12 protein-coding genes are annotated in these 19,203 nt (G+C 43.4%); 4 read left to right on the plus strand and 8 right to left on the minus strand.

The window, feature by feature from the left end; genetic code table 11:
• Positions 1–6 precede the first annotated feature (6 nt).
• The 4 genes from F2B13_RS11425 to F2B13_RS11435 all read right to left on the minus strand — a co-directional run bounded on the left by F2B13_RS11425 (position 7) and on the right by F2B13_RS11435 (position 6,060).
• Entirely contained in the window at positions 7–3,018 is a 3,012-nt protein-coding gene (locus F2B13_RS11425) for a DNA polymerase III subunit alpha (RefSeq protein ID WP_149304244.1), read from the minus strand.
• A gap of 81 nt (positions 3,019–3,099) precedes the next feature.
• Positions 3,100–4,314 (minus strand): DNA polymerase IV, encoded by a 1,215-nt coding sequence (dinB, locus tag F2B13_RS11430; protein ID WP_149273122.1) that lies wholly within the window; start codon positions 4,312–4,314, stop codon positions 3,100–3,102.
• 379 nt (positions 4,315–4,693) lie between these two features.
• On the minus strand, positions 4,694–4,864 hold the full coding sequence (locus F2B13_RS20445) for a DUF6747 family protein (protein ID WP_198439679.1): 171 nt from the start codon (positions 4,862–4,864) through the stop codon (positions 4,694–4,696).
• Between the two features lie 260 nt (positions 4,865–5,124).
• Positions 5,125–6,060: a pyridoxal-phosphate dependent enzyme gene (locus F2B13_RS11435; protein ID WP_149304245.1), complete on the minus strand. Its 936-nt coding sequence runs from the start codon at positions 6,058–6,060 to the stop codon at positions 5,125–5,127.
• Between the two features lie 255 nt (positions 6,061–6,315).
• Here F2B13_RS11435 and F2B13_RS11440 point away from each other — a divergent pair, with 255 nt between their 5' ends.
• The 4 genes from F2B13_RS11440 (at position 6,316) to F2B13_RS11455 (ending at position 12,100) form a co-directional block, all read left to right on the plus strand.
• Positions 6,316–7,125: a hypothetical protein gene (locus F2B13_RS11440; protein ID WP_149273126.1), complete on the plus strand. Its 810-nt coding sequence runs from the start codon at positions 6,316–6,318 to the stop codon at positions 7,123–7,125.
• Positions 7,126–7,376: 251 nt separating this feature from the next.
• Positions 7,377–7,994 carry a 3-keto-disaccharide hydrolase gene (locus F2B13_RS11445; RefSeq protein WP_149273129.1) on the plus strand — a complete coding sequence of 206 codons (618 nt, stop codon included), beginning with the start codon at positions 7,377–7,379 and terminating at the stop codon, positions 7,992–7,994.
• A 40-nt stretch (positions 7,995–8,034) separates the two neighbouring features.
• A complete protein-coding gene (locus F2B13_RS11450; protein ID WP_149304246.1) occupies positions 8,035–10,929 on the plus strand; it encodes a PVC-type heme-binding CxxCH protein in 2,895 nt (964 codons plus the stop codon).
• Position 10,930: 1 nt separating this feature from the next.
• Positions 10,931–12,100 (plus strand): FG-GAP repeat domain-containing protein, encoded by a 1,170-nt coding sequence (locus F2B13_RS11455; RefSeq protein ID WP_149304247.1) that lies wholly within the window; start codon positions 10,931–10,933, stop codon positions 12,098–12,100.
• A gap of 130 nt (positions 12,101–12,230) precedes the next feature.
• Here the strand turns inward: F2B13_RS11455 and F2B13_RS11460 are convergent, their stop codons facing one another.
• The 4 genes from F2B13_RS11460 to glmS all read right to left on the minus strand — a co-directional run bounded on the left by F2B13_RS11460 (position 12,231) and on the right by glmS (position 19,104).
• Positions 12,231–12,509, minus strand: coding sequence for a F0F1 ATP synthase subunit epsilon (locus tag F2B13_RS11460; protein ID WP_149273136.1), 279 nt, complete (start codon positions 12,507–12,509; stop codon positions 12,231–12,233).
• Between the two features lie 71 nt (positions 12,510–12,580).
• Entirely contained in the window at positions 12,581–14,089 is a 1,509-nt protein-coding gene (gene atpD / locus F2B13_RS11465) for a F0F1 ATP synthase subunit beta (protein WP_149304248.1), read from the minus strand.
• Positions 14,090–14,273: 184 nt separating this feature from the next.
• Positions 14,274–17,060, minus strand: coding sequence for a TonB-dependent receptor (locus tag F2B13_RS11470; RefSeq protein ID WP_149304249.1), 2,787 nt, complete (start codon positions 17,058–17,060; stop codon positions 14,274–14,276).
• Between the two features lie 196 nt (positions 17,061–17,256).
• Positions 17,257–19,104 carry a glutamine--fructose-6-phosphate transaminase (isomerizing) gene (gene glmS / locus F2B13_RS11475; RefSeq protein WP_149304250.1) on the minus strand — a complete coding sequence of 616 codons (1,848 nt, stop codon included), beginning with the start codon at positions 19,102–19,104 and terminating at the stop codon, positions 17,257–17,259.
• Positions 19,105–19,203: the final 99 nt, after the last annotated feature.

Here is a 19,203-nt window from a genome sequence, read left to right on the forward strand (position 1 = left end):
GACTTCTTATACACTATTTTTCCTTTTTTCTTCAAACACCTTGGTACTCATTTTCATATCGGCATAACGAGGGTCTTGTATGTAATCTTGCTTTTGCATTTTGATGACCTCGATGCTCAAAAAACCGAACTCGCTCACCACCTTACCATAAAAGCGATATATGCCTTTGCCCCGAAAAAAGTATTTTGAGGCTACGGGCGGAAACAAGACCGTATCGAACACCTTTCCGTCTTGGTCTACCAAGGTTGCAAAATGCATACGCCTGCCATGGTGTGTACTGGTGTTCTTGACGGTCACCAAATAACCATATATATCGATATGGCGGTCGAGGAAACGCCCTAAATCTTTCGCGCATCGATTATTTTTGGGCGGTTCGGCCAATAACTCGAACGGACTACACAAACAAAACCCCAATAGCTCGATCTGGGCAAATGCCGTTTCAAGATCGGTAGTGTGCAATGGTGGGATTTTAAAGTCTTGGTGTTTGGGCGGAAATAACTTGGGGTGGTCAACCTTTTCATTTTTGTTGAGGAACAAATGGGCTTTCCAAAGCAAGCGATGTTTATTCACCCCGGTAAACCGAAAGGCGTCAATTTGAATGAAGATACTTACTTGCTCTATGGATATAAATACGCGGTCTAAAAAATCTTCCAAAGAGGTAAAATTTCCATTTTGCAACCGTTCCTTTAATATGCGCTGCGATACCCGGTCTTCCATTTCACGCAGATAACCGAATCCCAAAAAAATATCCTTCCCATAAATGACATTGCCCTGATGGCTTCTGTTGATGCAAGGGGGGTGTATGGTCGCCCCCAACATTCGAGCCTCGTGTACATAGAACTCCGAGCGATAGAAGCCGCCCCCATTATTCAGAACGGCCACCATATATTCCAACGGATAGTAAGTCCTTAAGAACAAGGTCTGATAACTTTCAACGGCATAGGAAGCCGAATGGCCCTTGGCAAAGGCATAGCCCGCAAAACTGGCAATCTGGCCCCAGACCTCAAAAATAATATGATCGGGCTCCCCTTTTTTTCTACAATTGTCGATAAACTTCAAACGTACCTTTTCAAACTCTTCACGAGACCTGAATTTTCCGCTCATACCACGGCGCAATACATCGGCTTCCCCCAAATCGAGACCGGCAAAATGGTGGGCTACCTTAATGACATCTTCTTGGTAGACCATTACCCCGTAGGTGTCTGGCATGATGTCAAGCATTACAGGATGTGCCTTCTTCTCCGCCCTGCCCGGCTCACGATGTCTCAGAATGTACTCTCTCATCATACCACTTTTGGCCACCCCCGGTCTAATGATGGAACTGGCGGCCACCAACCCCATATAATTATCGACCTCCAGTTTTTTCAGCAGCATGCGCATCGCGGGCGATTCTACGTAAAAACACCCCATACATTGGGCCGTTTTAATCAAATTATTGATTTTGGGGTCCCTTTTGAAAGTATTGACATCGTGTATATCAAAATCATCGGAACTATTTGACCGGTTGTACCCGATGATTTCCAAGGTATCCTTGATCTTTGCCAGTCCACGTTGACCAAGAATATCAAATTTGTATAGCCCTACATCCTCGGCAATAACCATATCAAACTGTGTCGTCGGAAAACCCTTGGGCGGCAAATGGGTAGCCGCAAACCAATGCAGGGGTTTTTCACTGATCAGAATACCTCCAGCATGTATACTCAGGTAGTTCGGCATACCCATAATCAGACGACCATACTTCAATACTAACCGTGAGACCTCATCAAGTTGCGAACTATCATACCTTCCTTCAGAAAGGAAATCGATTTCACTTTTAGGCAGTCCGAAGACCTTTCCAAGTTCACGAACCACGCCTTTTTCCTTAAAGGTCACATAGGTGCCTAAAAGAGCTACATGCTCGAAACGTTCAAAAATGTATTGGGTCATTTTCGGCCGGTCACGATGTGAAAAATCAATATCAAAATCAGGGGGGTTGGCACGGTAGAGGTTGATAAAACGCTCAAAATAAAGATCAAGTTCCATGGGATCGACATCGGTAATACGAAGCAAATAGGCCACAATACTATTCGCCCCGCTACCGCGACCGACATAAAAAAATCTGCGTCGTCTGGCTTCGGAAACGATATCCCAATTAATGAGAAAATAGGAGACGAACCCCATGCCTTTGATCAGATGCAGTTCTTTACTAAGGCGTTCGGCAATTCCTTCTCCCCCGTTCGGATATCGGTAAGGCAACCCTTCTTGGCATAACCGCTCGATCATTTTCTCATCTCCTTCCCGACTATCCGTATAAGTTCGAAGGTTTTGGGACTTTCGTTCTTTGGAAAAATCGAAATGAATGGAGCAGGAATTCAACAAGCGTTCGGTATTCTCAAGAATAAAAGTGTATTCGGAAAAAGCGGCCACTAGGTTTTCGATGGGAAACATTTTTTCACCTTCGTGGGCTTCCTCGGCTTTCTCCAGTTTGCTCAATACCACATTTCTGTCGATGGCCCTCAGTAATCGGTGTGCGTTGAAATCACGCTTGTTCCGAAAAGTGACCGGTTGTTGTACTACCAATCTATCTTTTAACCGTAACACCCTTGAAAACGGTAAACGTCGTAAATCGGCAATCGATATCCCAATAAACTCATGGTCAGAAAACGTATGCATATCGTTGCGCAGCACCTGTTCGAAAGGGTACACAACATAAGCGTTTTCGAACTTTGGGGCTGTTGAAGGCAATGCCTCTTCGGCATATAAGTGCTTTGAAAGAAAATCGTTCAACTCTAAGTAACCCATGTTGTTCTTGGCAATACCCAAAAAACAAGGCTCGATGCCATTTCTGAAATCGATGCCCAGTATAGGTCTAATATCACATTCTTGGGCCTTTCGAACAAAATTGAGACATGCCGAGGTGTTGTTAATATCGGTAAGCGCCAACTGGGTCACCTTATTTTCTTGGGCCAGACGCAAAAGTTCCTTCTCGGAAAAAGTTCCGTAGCGAAGACTGTAGTATGTATGGCAGTTTAAATACATAGTATCAGACGACACCCCAAAAAATGGTTAACATCTGATTTTTGGGCGTCCACTTTATTGAGTATGAACGATAAACTCTATTTACTGCTTTCTATGTGCCAAAACAATCGGTGGTTGTCCGTTGAAGGGGTTGTGCATACGTCCAATAGTATTCTTTCCCATGGCCGATGCACGTATCACACTTTTGTCACCATATCGTTTGCGAATATGATCCATGGCATGGTACAGATTCAATATTTCTTCGGTATCGTCAAAAAGATTAATTTGGTAATTACCTGATACCAGATGACTGAAACGAATACCTATCAAGCGTACCAATAATCTGCGATGGTATAGGGTTTTGAACAGGTCTAAAATTTTTGGAATCAGAATATGATCGGCACTAGTGTAGGGTATTCGCAGTTGTTTAGAATAGGTGTTGAAATCGGAATATCGAATTTTCACCGCTATACAGGCCGTTAACTTTTGCCCTCGTCTTAATTGATATGCCAAGTTCTCGGTCATGGCGATGAGAATACCTCTCAGTTTTACCACGTCTATGGTATCTTGATCAAAGGTGCGCTCTGTAGAAATCGATTTACGTTCCCAAAAAGGAATTACAGGGGTATGGTCTATACCATTGGCCCGCTTCCAAATAACGGTTCCGTTTTTACCCAACACACGCTGCATGACATCCATGGGCATCTCTTGAATAGTACGTACCTGCCTCAGCCCAAGATTGCGAAGCGTCTGATAGGTCTTATCACCTACCATAGGTATCTTTTTGATGGATAAGGGTGCCAAAAAGGATTTTTCCAGACCGAAATCGATTTTCAGCTGGTTGTTGGGTTTCGCCTCGTTGGTGGCCACCTTCGAAACTACCTTATTGACCGAAAGCCCGAACGATATGGGCAGGTCTGTTTCTCGAATGATGCGTTGGCGTAGTTCGGAAGCATATTTGTACGACCCAAAAAACCGGTCCATCCCGGTAAGGTCTGCATAAAACTCGTCAATGCTCGACTTTTCGAAAAGCGGTACCTGCTCTTTGATGATTTCCGTGACCACATCGGAAAACTGACTATAGGTGCCCGCATTACCTTTGATCGTAATCGCTTCCGGACATAGTTCGCGAGCCATTTTCATAGGCATTCCCGAATGTATACCATAACCTCGGGTTTCATAACTACAGGCAGCCACCACACCACGGTCACTCAATCCACCCACTAAAATGGGCTTGTTGCGCAATTTATTGTCAAGTCGTCGTTCTACCGATACAAAGAATGTATCAAGGTCGAGATGAAGAATGGTCTTTTGCATGGCAATCCTTAGAAAGAAATAGTTTTGTTTTTTGTATTATTAAAGGACCACTAATATATGGAATATTTCCTATTTTTTGGAATATTTCCTATTTTAACATCAAAAAAACGCCCTGTTGTTCACAGAGCGCATTTCAATATTCATATAAAGATTACTCGCAAAAGAGGAATTTATCCATTCAAATACACATATAGAAACACAACCGATACTACAAAATAGCAAATGATTCCTACCCGCATATAATCAATATTCCGTCTTTTTGCCAAGCTCTCAAAACTTTGCGTTTTAGAATCCATACTTAACTGTTTTTTAGTGAATCCATTGGCAAAGCAGATGTCAGGTTACACTACACATTACCGTAGTGCATGCTTGGGGATATTTAATCAAATGCAAATCCGGTAGCCACCCTAAAAACAAAGGCATACAATACCACAATTAGCATCACAAAACTAAACCAGGCAAATGCCTTAAAATAGTTTCTTACGAGAAAACTCCCAATATTTCGAAATCCTTCTATATAGATTTCCCTCAAAAGTAAAATTGTCTTCATAAGCTGATAATTTATAATTGTTATGCCTACAAATTTACTTTTGAGTCTGTTAAGAAGAGTTGTTTTTGGCTAAATAGGAGGGTTCATCGATAAACTGCAAGGAGTGTACCATATAGCATCATATTTCGTATTTCATAGATTTTTATATTTTTTTAGGAGAGGTGCTTCATCAATTGATTCCATCATTTTAACGAAGATTTACGATTGATATCGCTATTGTCGCTCATATAGAAGGAAATACCGACATGAAAGAAGTTACACTATAAAGGCAGGTTGTTCAAATCGACATTACCGCCAGATATGATGACCCCTATATGTTTGTTCCTAAATTTGTCCTTTTCGCGAAATACGGCCGCTAAAGCAACCGCACTTGAAGGTTCGATGATTATTTTCATGCGTTCCCAAACAAACCGCATCGTTTCAACGATTTCGGCCTCCTCTACCCGAATGATTCCTTTCATGTATTTTTTCATGATAGGGAAACTTCGGTCGCCCAATTGTGTCCTGAGCCCATCTGCAATGGTCTCGGTCGAAGCATTTGATTCTATTTTTCCACTCTTAAAAGAACGATAGGCATCATCGACCGAAAAGGGTTCCGCTCCCCAAACTTCACAATGCGTTCCGAAGAAATATGCGGCCAGAGAAGTGCCCGCAGCGAGTCCGCCACCTCCTACAGGTATCAGTATGGCACTAAGGCCAGGTCTTTCCTCAAGCAATTCCATACAAGCCGTACCCTGACCCATAATCACTTGCTCATCATTAGAAGGATGAATAAAAGTTGCCTCTTTTTCACGTACTATTTTCTCGGCCATCGCCTCCCTTGCTTTCAAAGTGGGTTCACATTCGATGATGTTTCCACCATATGCCTTGACAGCATCTTTCTTTACTTTCGGAGCTGTCAAGGGCATCACGATAAATGCTTTGGCCCCAACATTTTTGGCCGCAATAGAAAGCGCTTGTGCAAAATTACCCGATGAGTGGGTAACCACTCCATTTTTCTTTTGTGTATCGGTCAATTGAAGAACAGCGTTTGTGGCGCCCCTGGCCTTATACGCTCCCCCTCTTTGAAAATTCTCGCACTTAAAAAATACTTCTGTCCCGGCCCGTTCGTTGATCCATCGAGAAGTCAGCACCGGAGTTCTGTGTATATAGGGAAGTATTCGCTCGTGACAGGCAAGCAGATGTTTTTGGTTCATTCTTAAAGATTGAAAGGTTATGTCGATATACCGTAATTGCTTAAAGCTACGAAGAAAATGGTTTTTAGTACCTTCATAGGTATACTGTATAATGGATAAAAAACACCTACTCAATGATTAATCTAATCCTGGCCGAAAATTCATGGCTATCTGTCTCGGATAAATACATGAAAAAGTCTTCTGCATATCCAACATTTTGACCGAACATTCGTTTTACCAATATATTAATAGCTAAACACCAACCACTTAGCACAAATGAAAGTTCATTTTTTAATATCATTTTGTAGTTGTATATGTTTTTTGGGACAAGCCAATGTATTTCAGACAGGACAAAAGTCATCCATAGAAATTATCTCCCCTAATGCCTCAACGATTTGGAATATTCCAGGGCCCGCTAAAATAGAATGGAAAACTTCGAATATCGACCCCGCAAAAAACATCCGTTTTTTTCTGGCCCGAAATGATATGGTAGTTCAAGAATTAGGCACTTTTGTGAACAATTCGGTCGCCAATGGAATAAAATTGGCCAAGAATATCGGTTCAGGGGATGCGTATCAAGTAGTAGGTATAGAACTCTTTCCCGATAACAAGTTTCAAGTAGCCAAATTCGCAACTCCCTATTTTTCGATTCGTAATGCCGCTTCCGATGCGAGAAAAGCCCAAAGAAACGGTAACGTATACCCCCAGAATACAGAATCGGTATCGCCTACCAGAGAGGTTTTCGAAGGAAGAAAAATTTCCTATACAAAAGAATTGACCTTTGCGAGCAAAAATCTGAAGGTAGCCATTTGGGACCACGGGCGACAAGACGGTGATATCGTTTCGATCTATTTAAACGGGGAAACCATCATTGCCAAGCACAGTCTAACCTATCGAAAAAAGAAAATAGCCATCGAATTGGATCCAGATAAGTCAAATGACCTATTTCTATACGCACATAATTTGGGGAACTCTCCCCCAAACACAGTTTCCATTGAAATTACCGATGGGAACTCTTCTGAAAATATGATCTTAAACTCAGACCTTAAAAGTTGTGAGGCAGTTCTCATCAACGTAAAAAAGTAACGATTACCCCTAAAGCGTTTTATCGAGAGGATAAGGTCTAGGTAATCTCCTTTCTTTCCCTTTGAAAGGACTATAGTTACAAATCAATGACTTTGGTATTCCTATGAGACCAAAAAATGACTATCTTGTACGTACAAGTCGACAGTCTTAAGGAATATTAAAAAATCTTCTATTTAATTATGGGTTTGATTTCATGTGGGTCATTTGTATCGTCCCTTGCTCCTGCATTAAAAAAACACTACCCTTATATAATGGGCGTACTGCTATTGGCTGCAACTTTCTCATGTAAAGACCATGAAAGGCGCTCAAACGCCCTTTTTGATGGGCAGACCTTTTCGGGATGGGAAGGAGATACACTTACAACTTGGTATATCGAAAATGGAATGATAGTTGGCGGTTCTTTACAAAAAACCGTACCGCATAACGATTTTTTATGTACGGAGCTTACCTACGGCGATTTTATCTTAAAACTCAAAATTAAATTGACCGGAGATGAAGGTTTCATCAATTCAGGAATTCAATTTAGAAGTGAACGTCTAGCCGAACCAGCCTATGAAATGAAAGGATATCAAGCGGACTGGGGCAAAGCATATTGGGCGAGTCTCTATGACGAATCGCGCAGGAACAAGACCTTGGCCGCTCCAGACTCTTTAAAAGTGCTGGAATGGATTAATAAAGACGGCTGGAACGATTATGAGGTGCATGCTGAAGGTCGGCGAATACGTTTGTATATCAACGGCCATCAAACAGTAGATTATACCGAGCCCGATACTAGCATTCCCCAAACCGGCCTTATCGGCTTTCAAATTCACGGGGGCGGTAAGGCAAAAGTCGCTTTCAAAGATATCTACCTTGAAGAACTTAAATAAAATCATGCCTACAACCGCCAAATTCTAAATTCAAAACGCCATGCGAAGTATATACCACGCATCTATTACATCATCTTTGTTGCTATTTCTGGTAACCTTGTCCATTGGTTGCCGTTCAGAAAAAAAAGAAGAGGTCGTTGAAAATCAACGGCGCGATTCTACGATTATTGACCGAGAATATGCCCTTGAAGCTAGTATGTTAGGTTATTTTGCTCCTGACGGCACAAGAAATCCCGTTTTAAAGGCAAACAAGGGAGATCGGGTTCGTATTACAATAACTAACGGTGAAACAATGACCCATGATATCGCCATGGAAAAACTGGGTATCAAGAGCAACACCCTTCTCGAAGAGGGCTCAACGGCAAGCATTACGTTTTGGGCCGAAAATGACGATACCTACTATTGTACGGTTCCGGGACATCGTGCTGCCGGAATGGTCGGAAAATTTCAAATTGTCGAGGGCAAAATATCAACATCCGTTATGGCGGGCATTGTACCCATGAAGAACGGAAAGCCTCTGAACGTCGGTTTTGAAAGGGGAAACCTTAGTGACTGGAGGTCCGAAGGCGAGGCTTTCAAAAACCCACTTTTTACCCGCTTGGCTCCTGTGCATGACAAAGACGCCAAAATAGGTTTTGACGGCGATTATTTTTTAAGCAGTGGCGGCACCAAAGATTATAAATTAAAGGGTACCCTCACTTCAGTGCCCTTCGAAGTCGAATACCCATTTGCCTCTTTTCGAATTTCGGGAGGTGCATTGGCCGATACTCGGGCCGAAATCGTTTTGGCCGATACCGATAAGGTCATCTTCAAATCTACCGGGCAGGGCAGGGTGACTATGCAACCCGTAGTTGTTGATTTGAGCGATTACTTGAACAAAGAAATCTATATCCGTATTGTAGACAATGAAACCGGCACATCACCTATACCTTACATCAGCGATGATACATGGGCCCATATAAGTTTTGATGACTTCCTTTTTTATCCAAGTCGACCTAGTTTTCCGAATGAGCTTAATCAAGAAGACATTATTGTAATGCCTCCTTTAGATCCTGTGATTAATTCGGGCCTATCCGGTAAAAAAGCAGCAGAAGCCATGACCCTTCCAAAAGATTTCAAAATTACGCTGGCCGCGGATGAACCCGACGTGGTGCGCCCTATTAGTTTTACCATCGATGCACGGGGCCGCCTTTGGGTATTAGAGGGACATACTTATCCCGTTCCGGCGGAAGAAGGAAAGGGCAAAGACCGTATTCTCATCTTCGAAGATACCGATGGCGACGGTTCTTTAGATAAAAGAAAGGTTTTCACAGAGGGCATCAATATGGGAAGCGGCATTGAAGTGGGCATGGGAGGTGTTTGGGTCGGGGCCGCACCCTATTTGCTTTTTATTCCAATAGACGTCGAAAACGATAAGCCCGCAGGCCCCCCAGAAATTCTATTGGACGGATGGGGGCTTGACGACACACACGAAGTACTGAATAATTTGAGATGGGGGCCGGATGGATGGCTCTATGGCGTACACGGTGTATTTACCCATTCGAATGTCGGGAAACCCGGTGCCCCTGACGAAGAACGTACCAAACTAAATGCCGCCGTTTGGCGATACCATCCGACCCGACATGAGTTCGAGATTTTTTCCGAAGGCACCAGCAACCCTTGGGGCATTGACTTCAATGACTATGGCCATCCATTTATTACGGTTTGCGTTATACCTCATATGTACCACGTAATCCAAGGCGCTCGTTATCAGCGACAGGGAGGAAAGCATTTTAACCCATATACCTATGATGACATTAAAACGATAGCCGATCATGTACACTATCTCGGAGATCGAGGCCCACATGCTGGTAATTTTCGATCTGCAGCGGCTGGAGGGGGGCATGCCCATGCCGGGGCAATGATTTACCTAGGGGGTGCAACCTGGCCCGAGGAGTACCATAATACCATATTCATGAACAATATTAATGGGGCACGGTTAAATAACGATCAATTAACACGCTCGGGTTCGGGATATACCGCTTCTCATAGGGACGATTTTTTGGTGATGAACGATTCTTGGTCACAATGGCTGAACTTTAAATACGACCCTAGCGGTTCCGTATTTGCCATCGATTGGTACGATCAAAACCAATGTCATAGTCCGAACCCCGATGTTCACGATAAAACTTTGGGCCGTATTTTTAAGATTACGCACAAAGATGATAAATGGGTACAGGTAAACCTCTACGAAGCCTCAGATCAAGAGCTGGTCGATTATCATCTGAACGAAAACGAATGGTACGTGCGCCAGGCACGTACCTTGTTGCAGGAGCGCGGTGGAAGTCCGGAGGTGCATGCCGCCCTTAAAAAGATCTTGACCGACAACCCCGATGTGACCCGAAAACTACGGGCACTTTGGACCCTTCACGCTACCGAAGGCCTTTCCGAAGTAGAGCTTCAGGAATTATTGAACCATTCCGATGAAAATATTAGAGGCTGGGCCATACAGCTTCTCACCGAAACAAAGAAGGTATCACCAAAAACACTCCAACAATTTGAAGCCATGGCCCAAAACGACACTTCTCCATTGGTACGCCTTTATTTGGTTTCAGGATTACTTCGCCTGGATCCCGATCAGCGGTGGAACTCCTTGGAAAGGTTGGTCCGTAGGGCCGAAGATGCCAACGACCACAATATGCCCCTCATGTTATGGTATGCTTCGGAACCCTTGTCGGAGTTAGACCCAGACCGTGCCCTAAGAATGGCGGAAAAAGCCGAAAATTCAATTTTGCTACCGTATATGATTCGTCGGGTAGGCGAAATCGATAGCCAAGTCGCAAAAAAAGCGCTGGAAGCCGTTCAGAAAAGACTGGGGGATAGTAGTGAAGAAGAAATGATAGCCCATCGACAGCTTATCGACTCCATATTAACAAAGAAAGAAAAACTATTATAGGATGTACTTGAAAACATATTTAAGCCTCTTGGGCGTATCGTGTATTGCCCTATCACAAATGCTCTACAGTCAGTCGGACACATCACCTGATTTCAAAAAAACGGTGCTTACCCGTGATTTCATTTCCGAGGGAGTGGCGACCGCCGATTTGAACAAAGATGGAAAGTTGGATATCGTCGCAGGCTACTACTGGTTCGAAGCACCCAATTGGAATCGCCACGAGATGGCCCCATCAAAAACCTTCGACCCCCGTGACGGATATAGCGAATCTTTTCTCAACTTGGGCATGGACGTTAATCTCGATGGATGGGACGACGTGGTGATCATCGACTTTCCGGGAAAGGCGGGCTTTTGGTTCGAAAACCCGAAAAATGCCTCGGGGCCTTGGACAAAACACTTTATCGCCGATTCGATGGGTATCTCCAACGAATCTCCAGGCTTCATCGATATAGACGGCGATGGTAGACTTGACATTCTCTGTGGCGATTTGGAAAAAAAACAAATTGTGTGGCTACAAGCGCCAAAGAACAAAGGCGAAACCCAATGGAAACGTTTTCCCCTGAGTTCGGAAAACGTACCTGGAACCGAGGAATTCTCGCACGGTATAGGCTATGGAGATGTCGACGGAGATGGTTTTGGAGACGTTGTTATCAAAGAGGGTTGGTTCAAAGGTACCGGTAATCTCAAAGCTGGGGATTGGGCCTTTCAAAAAGCAGACTTGGGAGAACCTTGTTCCCACATGCAAGTACTCGATGTCAATGGGGATGGAAAGAACGACGTAGTCAGTGCCTCTGCACACAGATTGGGAGTGTGGTGGCACGAACAAGGAGAAAATAATAATTTTACTACCCATGTTATAAGTACCACTACGGCCCAGACCCATTCTTCAATTATGGCAGACCTCAATGGTGATGGAAGTGACGAATATATTACCGGGAAACGCTATTTAGCCCATAATGGCAACGACGCAGGCGATGCGGACACGCCTTATCTCTTCTTTATCGAATTCACCCCGGATCAGGCACCTTATTTCAAAGAACACCTCATCGATTCCGATTCCGGGGCCGGGCTCAATATTGCCATTGCCGACATAAATGACGATGACAGACCTGATATCGTCATTGCCAATAAAAATGGTGTTTTTCTTTTCGAGAATTACCTAAAAAAATAATCACAAACGCTTTTTATGTAAAGGACTTATTGAAAAGATTCGTTTTTATTTAAGACAAGAGCTAAAGGCATAAAAAAAGCTTCAAAAAGTATTCCTTTTTGAAGCTTTTTATTTCGTACGCTTATTTTGTTTAGTCCGCTAGTACAATAACTTTATTATCTTTCATTTCGACCGTTCCGCTAGTAATGGGAAGAATGGTCTTACCACTAGTGTCTTGAGAAAATTTTGAAGCATGGGCTTCATCAATAACTACATTGCCATCTACCTTCACGTTACCTTCTTGTAGTAAGGAAACAATCGGTGCATGATCGTTCAACATTTGAAACTCTCCATCAACACCCGGTACGGTGACCGAACTGACCTCTCCAGCAAACAATGTAGCCTCTGGGGAAACAATTTCTAAGTACATATGTATTTGGTTTGCAGTTGACAGTTACCAAAAGTTGTATTACATACAATCTTTAGTGACTGCTAATTTTTCTATGCCTCCGCTAGCATTTTTTCTCCGGCTTCAATAGCTTCCTCAATCGTACCCTTCAAGTTGAATGCTGATTCGGGAAGGTGGTCGAGCTCACCATCCATAATCATATTGAAGCCCTTAATTGCATCCTTAATATCAACCAACACTCCTGGGATACCGGTGAACTGCTCCGCTACATGGAAAGGCTGAGACAAGAAACGCTGAACACGCCGGGCTCGGCCGACCGCCAATTTGTCTTCCTCAGAAAGCTCTTCCATCCCCAAAATTGCGATAATATCCTGTAATTCCTTATAGCGTTGCAATAACTCTTTAACCCGTTGTGCACAGTTATAATGGTCTTTACCCAAAATTTCCGCGGTTAAGATTCGAGAGGTAGAATCCAAGGGATCTACCGCAGGATAAATACCCAACTCGGCGATTTTACGGGACAATACTGTATTGGCATCCAAGTGGGCGAATGTCGTCGCCGGTGCCGGATCGGTAAGGTCATCCGCTGGTACATACACCGCCTGTACGGAAGTAATAGAACCTCTTTTCGTCGATGTGATACGCTCTTGCATGGCTCCCATTTCAGTAGCTAAAGTGGGCTGGTAACCCACAGCCGAAGGCATACGTCCCAAGAGTGCAGACACCTCTGAACCTGCTTGGGTAAAACGGAAAATATTGTCTACGAAGAAAAGAACATCTTTGCCTTGCCCTTCCCCAGAACCATCACGAAAATATTCAGCGATAGTCAATCCTGAAAGTGCTACACGGGCACGTGCCCCGGGAGGCTCGTTCATCTGACCAAAAACGAAGGTCGCCTTTGATTCTTTCATAGCCTTTTTATCGACCTTACTCAGGTCCCAACCTCCTTCTTCCATAGAGTGTATGAAATCTTCACCATATTTGATGATACCCGATTCCAACATCTCTCGTAGCAAATCGTTTCCTTCACGAGTACGTTCACCAACACCTGCAAATACCGAAAGTCCACCGTGACCTTTAGCGATATTGTTGATCAATTCTTGTATCAATACCGTCTTCCCGACACCGGCACCACCGAAAAGACCGATTTTACCTCCTTTGGCGTAAGGCTCGATCAAATCGATGACCTTTATACCAGTAAACAAAACCTCGGTAGAAGTGGAAAGGTCTTCAAATTTTGGGGCTTCCCTGTGAATAGGCAGACCGTTCTTTCCCGCTTTTGGCAAATTACCAAGCCCATCGATCGCATCTCCTATTACATTGAACAACCGTCCGTATATGTCATCTCCGATAGGCATTTGGATAGGATTGCCGGTGGACAACACATCAGTTCCCCTACTTAGACCATCCGTAGAATCCATCGAAATTGTTCGCACGGTATTCTCGCCGATATGCGATTGCACCTCCAATACCAATATGGAGCCGTCTTGCTTTGAGATTTCCAGTGAATCGTAAATTCTTGGAAGCTCATCTCCTGATTGAAACTCTACATCGACTACCGGCCCAATGATTTGGGAAACCTTACCTGTAACTTTTGACATTACCTCTGTGTTTATATTATCCAGGCCCTAAGGTATTATACAAGTAAAAAAGAGCCTATTGATCTTGTTTTTCAGGCTGCAAATATAGTTCATTACACTTGAATTGAAAACTACTTTTTATTCTTTTTTATTAATAAAAGAGAGCGCCTTAAAAAGGCGCTCTCTTGTTATAACAGGTGTAATTTTAGAGGTTTACACCCCATGAAATGTAATAGATCGAACCTATAAGGCCTGTACCAACGGCTTGAAAGTATTCATCTCCCAACAAATTAGATGCCCCAACCTTAATAGTAGATTTAATACTTGGAATAGAATAGTTCATCTGGGCGTCGAGCACCGTGTATGCAGGAACATCCCCGTTGGCAAAGGATGCCTGCCAAAGAAAAGCATCACTCCAACGGTAGTTCACGTTAAAACCGAAGTTTTTGAATAATTCGGTATTGCCAAAAGAGGCCTTCACCTTATGTTTGGGCGTGTTGAACGCTGGTTGAAAATCTGGGTTGGCAGTCTGGTCAAAATCAAAATCCGCATAGGTATAGTTGACCCCCAAATCAAAATTACCCATTATCTTGGTGTCAACACCTATCGTAGCCCCATAGGAATTAATGTCCACTTCTGAATTGGTGTACGTTTGGTAACCTTGAACGTCTCCGTTCGCTACTGCTTGAATAGATGCGGCGTTATCGCCTACCTGACCATAAAAAGGTACAGCTACCGATAGTTCAGAGATAAAGTTTTTGTAGCTATTGTAATAACCGCTCAGGTCTATGGCCAGCTTTCCGAACTGGGCCCTGTAGCCTGCCTCAAAAGCCGTGACCTCTTCAGGTTGTACCAGCCCTGGGGTTGCCCTTTCCAATAAAGCAGGATTGGGACTCCCACTAGCGGCAGAAGCGGCGAACTGCTGAACAGAGGTAGCAGTGAATGCATTTTCATAAGCCTGTCGGCCTATGACTTGCACCGTTTCTTGGCCCAAAAGATCTTGACCCTGCTGGCTCAGGTTAAATGTTCTAACATCACGGTCAAGGTTCGTGGGTGCCGAACCTACTAAAATGCCAATTCCTGCATCCAAACCAATAAAAAGATCCTGTGTGGTGGGGTTTCTAAAGCCTTGTTGCGCAGAGACCCTAAAATTGTGGTTCTTCTTTTCACCGGCGGTATACGCCAAAGAAATCCGAGGAGATACGAACCCATCGAAAAACTCATTTTTATCATACCTTGCAGAGCCTGTGAATTTCACCCTTTCATCGAAAAATTCTTTTTGTAACTGCACGTAGGCTCCATATTCATTGTAAGTGATAGGCCCGTCTATATCAGTAAATATGGTGCCCCCAGAATTTAGCTCATATTCTCTAAAAGAGCCTCCAACCTGAATATCGGCCCAATCATCGATCAGGTGTGCTAAATTATAGTTGCCGTTTACATGCCGAAGTTTGGTGTTGTCAATGAACTTAGACCCCTTGGTTAAATCACCATCAGAGGTTACGGCATCAAAGGCAGTTTGAAATTCTGGGGTTCCAGGCAAGAACCTACCTGAATCGGCAACCTGCCTTGCAGCGGCGTGGGCCTGCTCGTCAGATAATTGAACCCCCGTTCCGATACCTAATTTTGCACCAATGTATGTCTGGGCGTATTGAGTAAACCAATCTAAATCGGATTTCCATCTTCGATTAATATTCAATGCGGTGAAACGCGTATCATATGAATTACCGGCATTCTCGGAAGTAATATACCCTCTCAAGAAAAAATGATCGTTACGTACCTCAATTTTGTGCTGTTGCATGATAAAATCACGAATGGCATATCGACTCGCACCCTGATAAATGGTGTTCCCACGACCTACTCTCCCATTGTATACAATCTCTAAATCGTCGGCAAAGGGTCTGTAATGTAACGAAAAATCAGCCTTGACGCTTTCGGCCCCGTAATTCAGCAAATCCGACTCATCATATCCTGTTCTAGAAACCCTTGCAGAGCCCAAAGTTCCGGAGGGCAGCCCAGCCAACTCGTCAAAGTTGAATAGGTTGGTAAAATCATCACCATACACGTTTAATCCGTTATAGGCAGGGTCGGTACGGTCAGCACCCGGATTTCCCAAATCAATACGATTATTCGCATGCCAATCTTCCCCGCTCATATAAGAAAAATTCGTCTTCACTGCCAACTTATCATTAAAAGCGTGGGCTGCCCTAATACCGAAATCATAGTAGGGATTGGTTCCGGCTGCATCTTGGTTCGTAAACCCGGTCTTGAAATAGGAGCTGATTCCTTGAAAATCGAAAGGACTCTTACTGGTCATAAACAAAATACCGTTGAAGGCTCCCGCACCATACAAGGCGGAAGAGGCTCCCGGTAGTATCTCGACACTCTGAACCTCGAGCTCGGACATACCTACCAAATTACCCAAGACAAAATTGAGGCCAGGGGCAGAATTATCCATTCCATCGACAAGTTGTAAAAACCTTTCGTTGGCAAAAGTGGCAAAGCCTCTTGTATTGACTGATTGAAAAGTCAAACTGTTGGTATTGATATCAACACCCTTCAAATTCTGGAGTCCGCTATAAAATGATTCGGAGGAAGTATTCTTTATTTCTTTGAGTCCAAAACGTTCTACCGACACCGGAGATTCAAAAATACGTTCTGGTGTTCTAGATGCCGATATCACCACTTCGTCTAGGAAAGTCTGAGTTTCTGTAAGAACAATCGTAAAACTTTGGTTGCTTTCGGTTACTTCTTGTGTTTTATCGGCATAACCAAGACTGGTTATTTTTAAGGTAAACGGGGTAGCCTCGGAAGTTTCAAGAACAAAATTTCCATCAAAATCCGTGGTGGTACCTATGGCTTTCCCTTGGATGATAATATTGGCTCCCGGTACGGGCTCGCCACTTTGATCAACTACCGTACCATCTAATGTTGTCTGTGAAAACGCCAAGTTGCCTATTAAAAGCAAACCTATAAATAGAACTGTTTTCATATCAAAATTGCATTGGATTTGTTTGTAGGGCAAGTTACATTATTTTTCATATTGAAATTCATAAAATGGAAAAAATTATGCATGCATAGTATATTTTTCGCAAAAATGGAACCCCAGATTACAAAATCCTCAAATGCAAAAGCCATTGAACGTGCCTGGCTATATATCAATTAGGGTATTTTTGAAAGAAAGAGTCCTATTCTACCGTTACGGATTTTGCCAAATTCCTAGGTTGATCTACATTACATCCGCGCATTACTGCAATATGGTAAGACAATAATTGTAAAGGAATTGTAGTTAAAAGCGGAGTAAGGCTCTCTATAGTTTCAGGAACTTCTATCACATGATCGGCGAGTTCTTTGACTTGGCTATCGCCTTCGGTAACAATGGCTATAATCTTACCTTTGCGTGATTTTATTTCCTGAATATTACTGACGACTTTATCATAATGACCCTTCTTGGTCGCGATTACAAAGACAGGCATTTGCTGGTCTATCAGGGCAATCGGCCCGTGCTTCATTTCGGCCGCCGGATATCCTTCCGCATGAATATAGCTGATTTCCTTTAGTTTAAGAGCTCCTTCCAAAGCTACCGGAAAATTATATCCCCTCCCGAGGTAAAGGCAGTTCGTTGCATTTTTGTGCACCTCGGCAATAATCTCGACCAGCGCATTTGACTCCAAGGCCCGCTCGACCTTCGAAGGAATAGATTCCAATTCAATCAAAAACTCATGGTATTTTGATTCCGGAAATACACCTTTCTCCTTGGCCAATTTCAGGGCCACCAATGTTAACACCGTAATCTGGGTCGTAAACGCCTTGGTGGACGCGACACCTATTTCAGGACCTGCATGGGTATAGGCCCCTGCATCAGTCTCCCTTGCTATTGAAGAACCTACCACATTGCAGACACCGAAAACAAAGGCTCCGTTCGCTTTGGCCAACTTGATGGCTGCCAAGGTATCGGCCGTTTCCCCGGACTGGGATATAGCGATGACCACATCTTTGTCGGTAATTACCGGATTTCGATACCGAAACTCAGAGGCATATTCGACCTCTACGGGTATACGGGCCAAGTCTTCAAAAATATATTCGGCCACCAGACCTGCGTGCCATGAAGTACCGCAGGCAACAATGATGATGCGATCGGCATTCATAAACCTTTCGAGATTATCATCTATTCCCGCCATTTTGATCAATCCCTGATCCACATTCAGTCGCCCTCGATAGGTATCCAATATAGCGCGGGGTTGTTCATAGATTTCCTTCAACATAAAATGATCGTAGCCGCCCTTTTCAATTTCTTCGATATTTAATTTGAGCTCCATTATATTAGGATAGGCTATGGCATCGTCTTTGATTTTTCGAAGTTTAATTTCCTTGCCAAGACGAACTATCGCCATTTCTTCATCTGCCAGATAAACAGCGTTATTGGTGTACTCTATAAAAGGTGAAGCATCGGAGGCAATAAAGAACTCGTTCTCTCCGACCCCTATTGCCAGTGGGCTTCCAAGTTTTGCGACCACGATCTCATCAGGTTTATTTCGGTCGATGATGGCAATAGCATAAGCTCCGACGACCTCACTCAAAGCAATCTGAACGGCATGGCCCAATTTGACGTCCTCCTTTTTTTTAACCTCTTCTATTAAGTTAACCAACACCTCGGTATCAGTATCCGAATGAAAATTATACCCCCTTTTCGTAAGTTCTTTTTTAATGGACTCATAATTCTCAATGATCCCATTATGGACAATTACCAAATCTCCGGAATTTGAAATATGGGGATGTGAATTTTCATCGTTGGGAATACCATGGGTGGCCCATCGAGTATGTCCTATTCCCAAACCACCCTTGAGGGACATGCTCTCTTCAGCTTTTTTCTTTAGATGTTCTACTTTACCCTTGGTCTTGGAAAGATTGATGTCGGAACCATCGAACAACGCGATACCAGCACTGTCATAGCCCCTATATTCTAGGCGCTGTAAACCTTTTATTATAATTGGATAGGCATCTCGATGACCTATATAACCGACAATTCCACACATAAGCGATTTATTTAAGCTGGGGATACCTTCAATTTACGAATAAATTCTTTTTGAAGCGTTTGGTTCCACTGAACCAAAATCTTATTAAACGTAAAAATT

The organism is Pareuzebyella sediminis (assembly GCF_008367235.1).
Lineage (GTDB): Bacteria > Bacteroidota > Bacteroidia > Flavobacteriales > Flavobacteriaceae > Pareuzebyella > Pareuzebyella sediminis.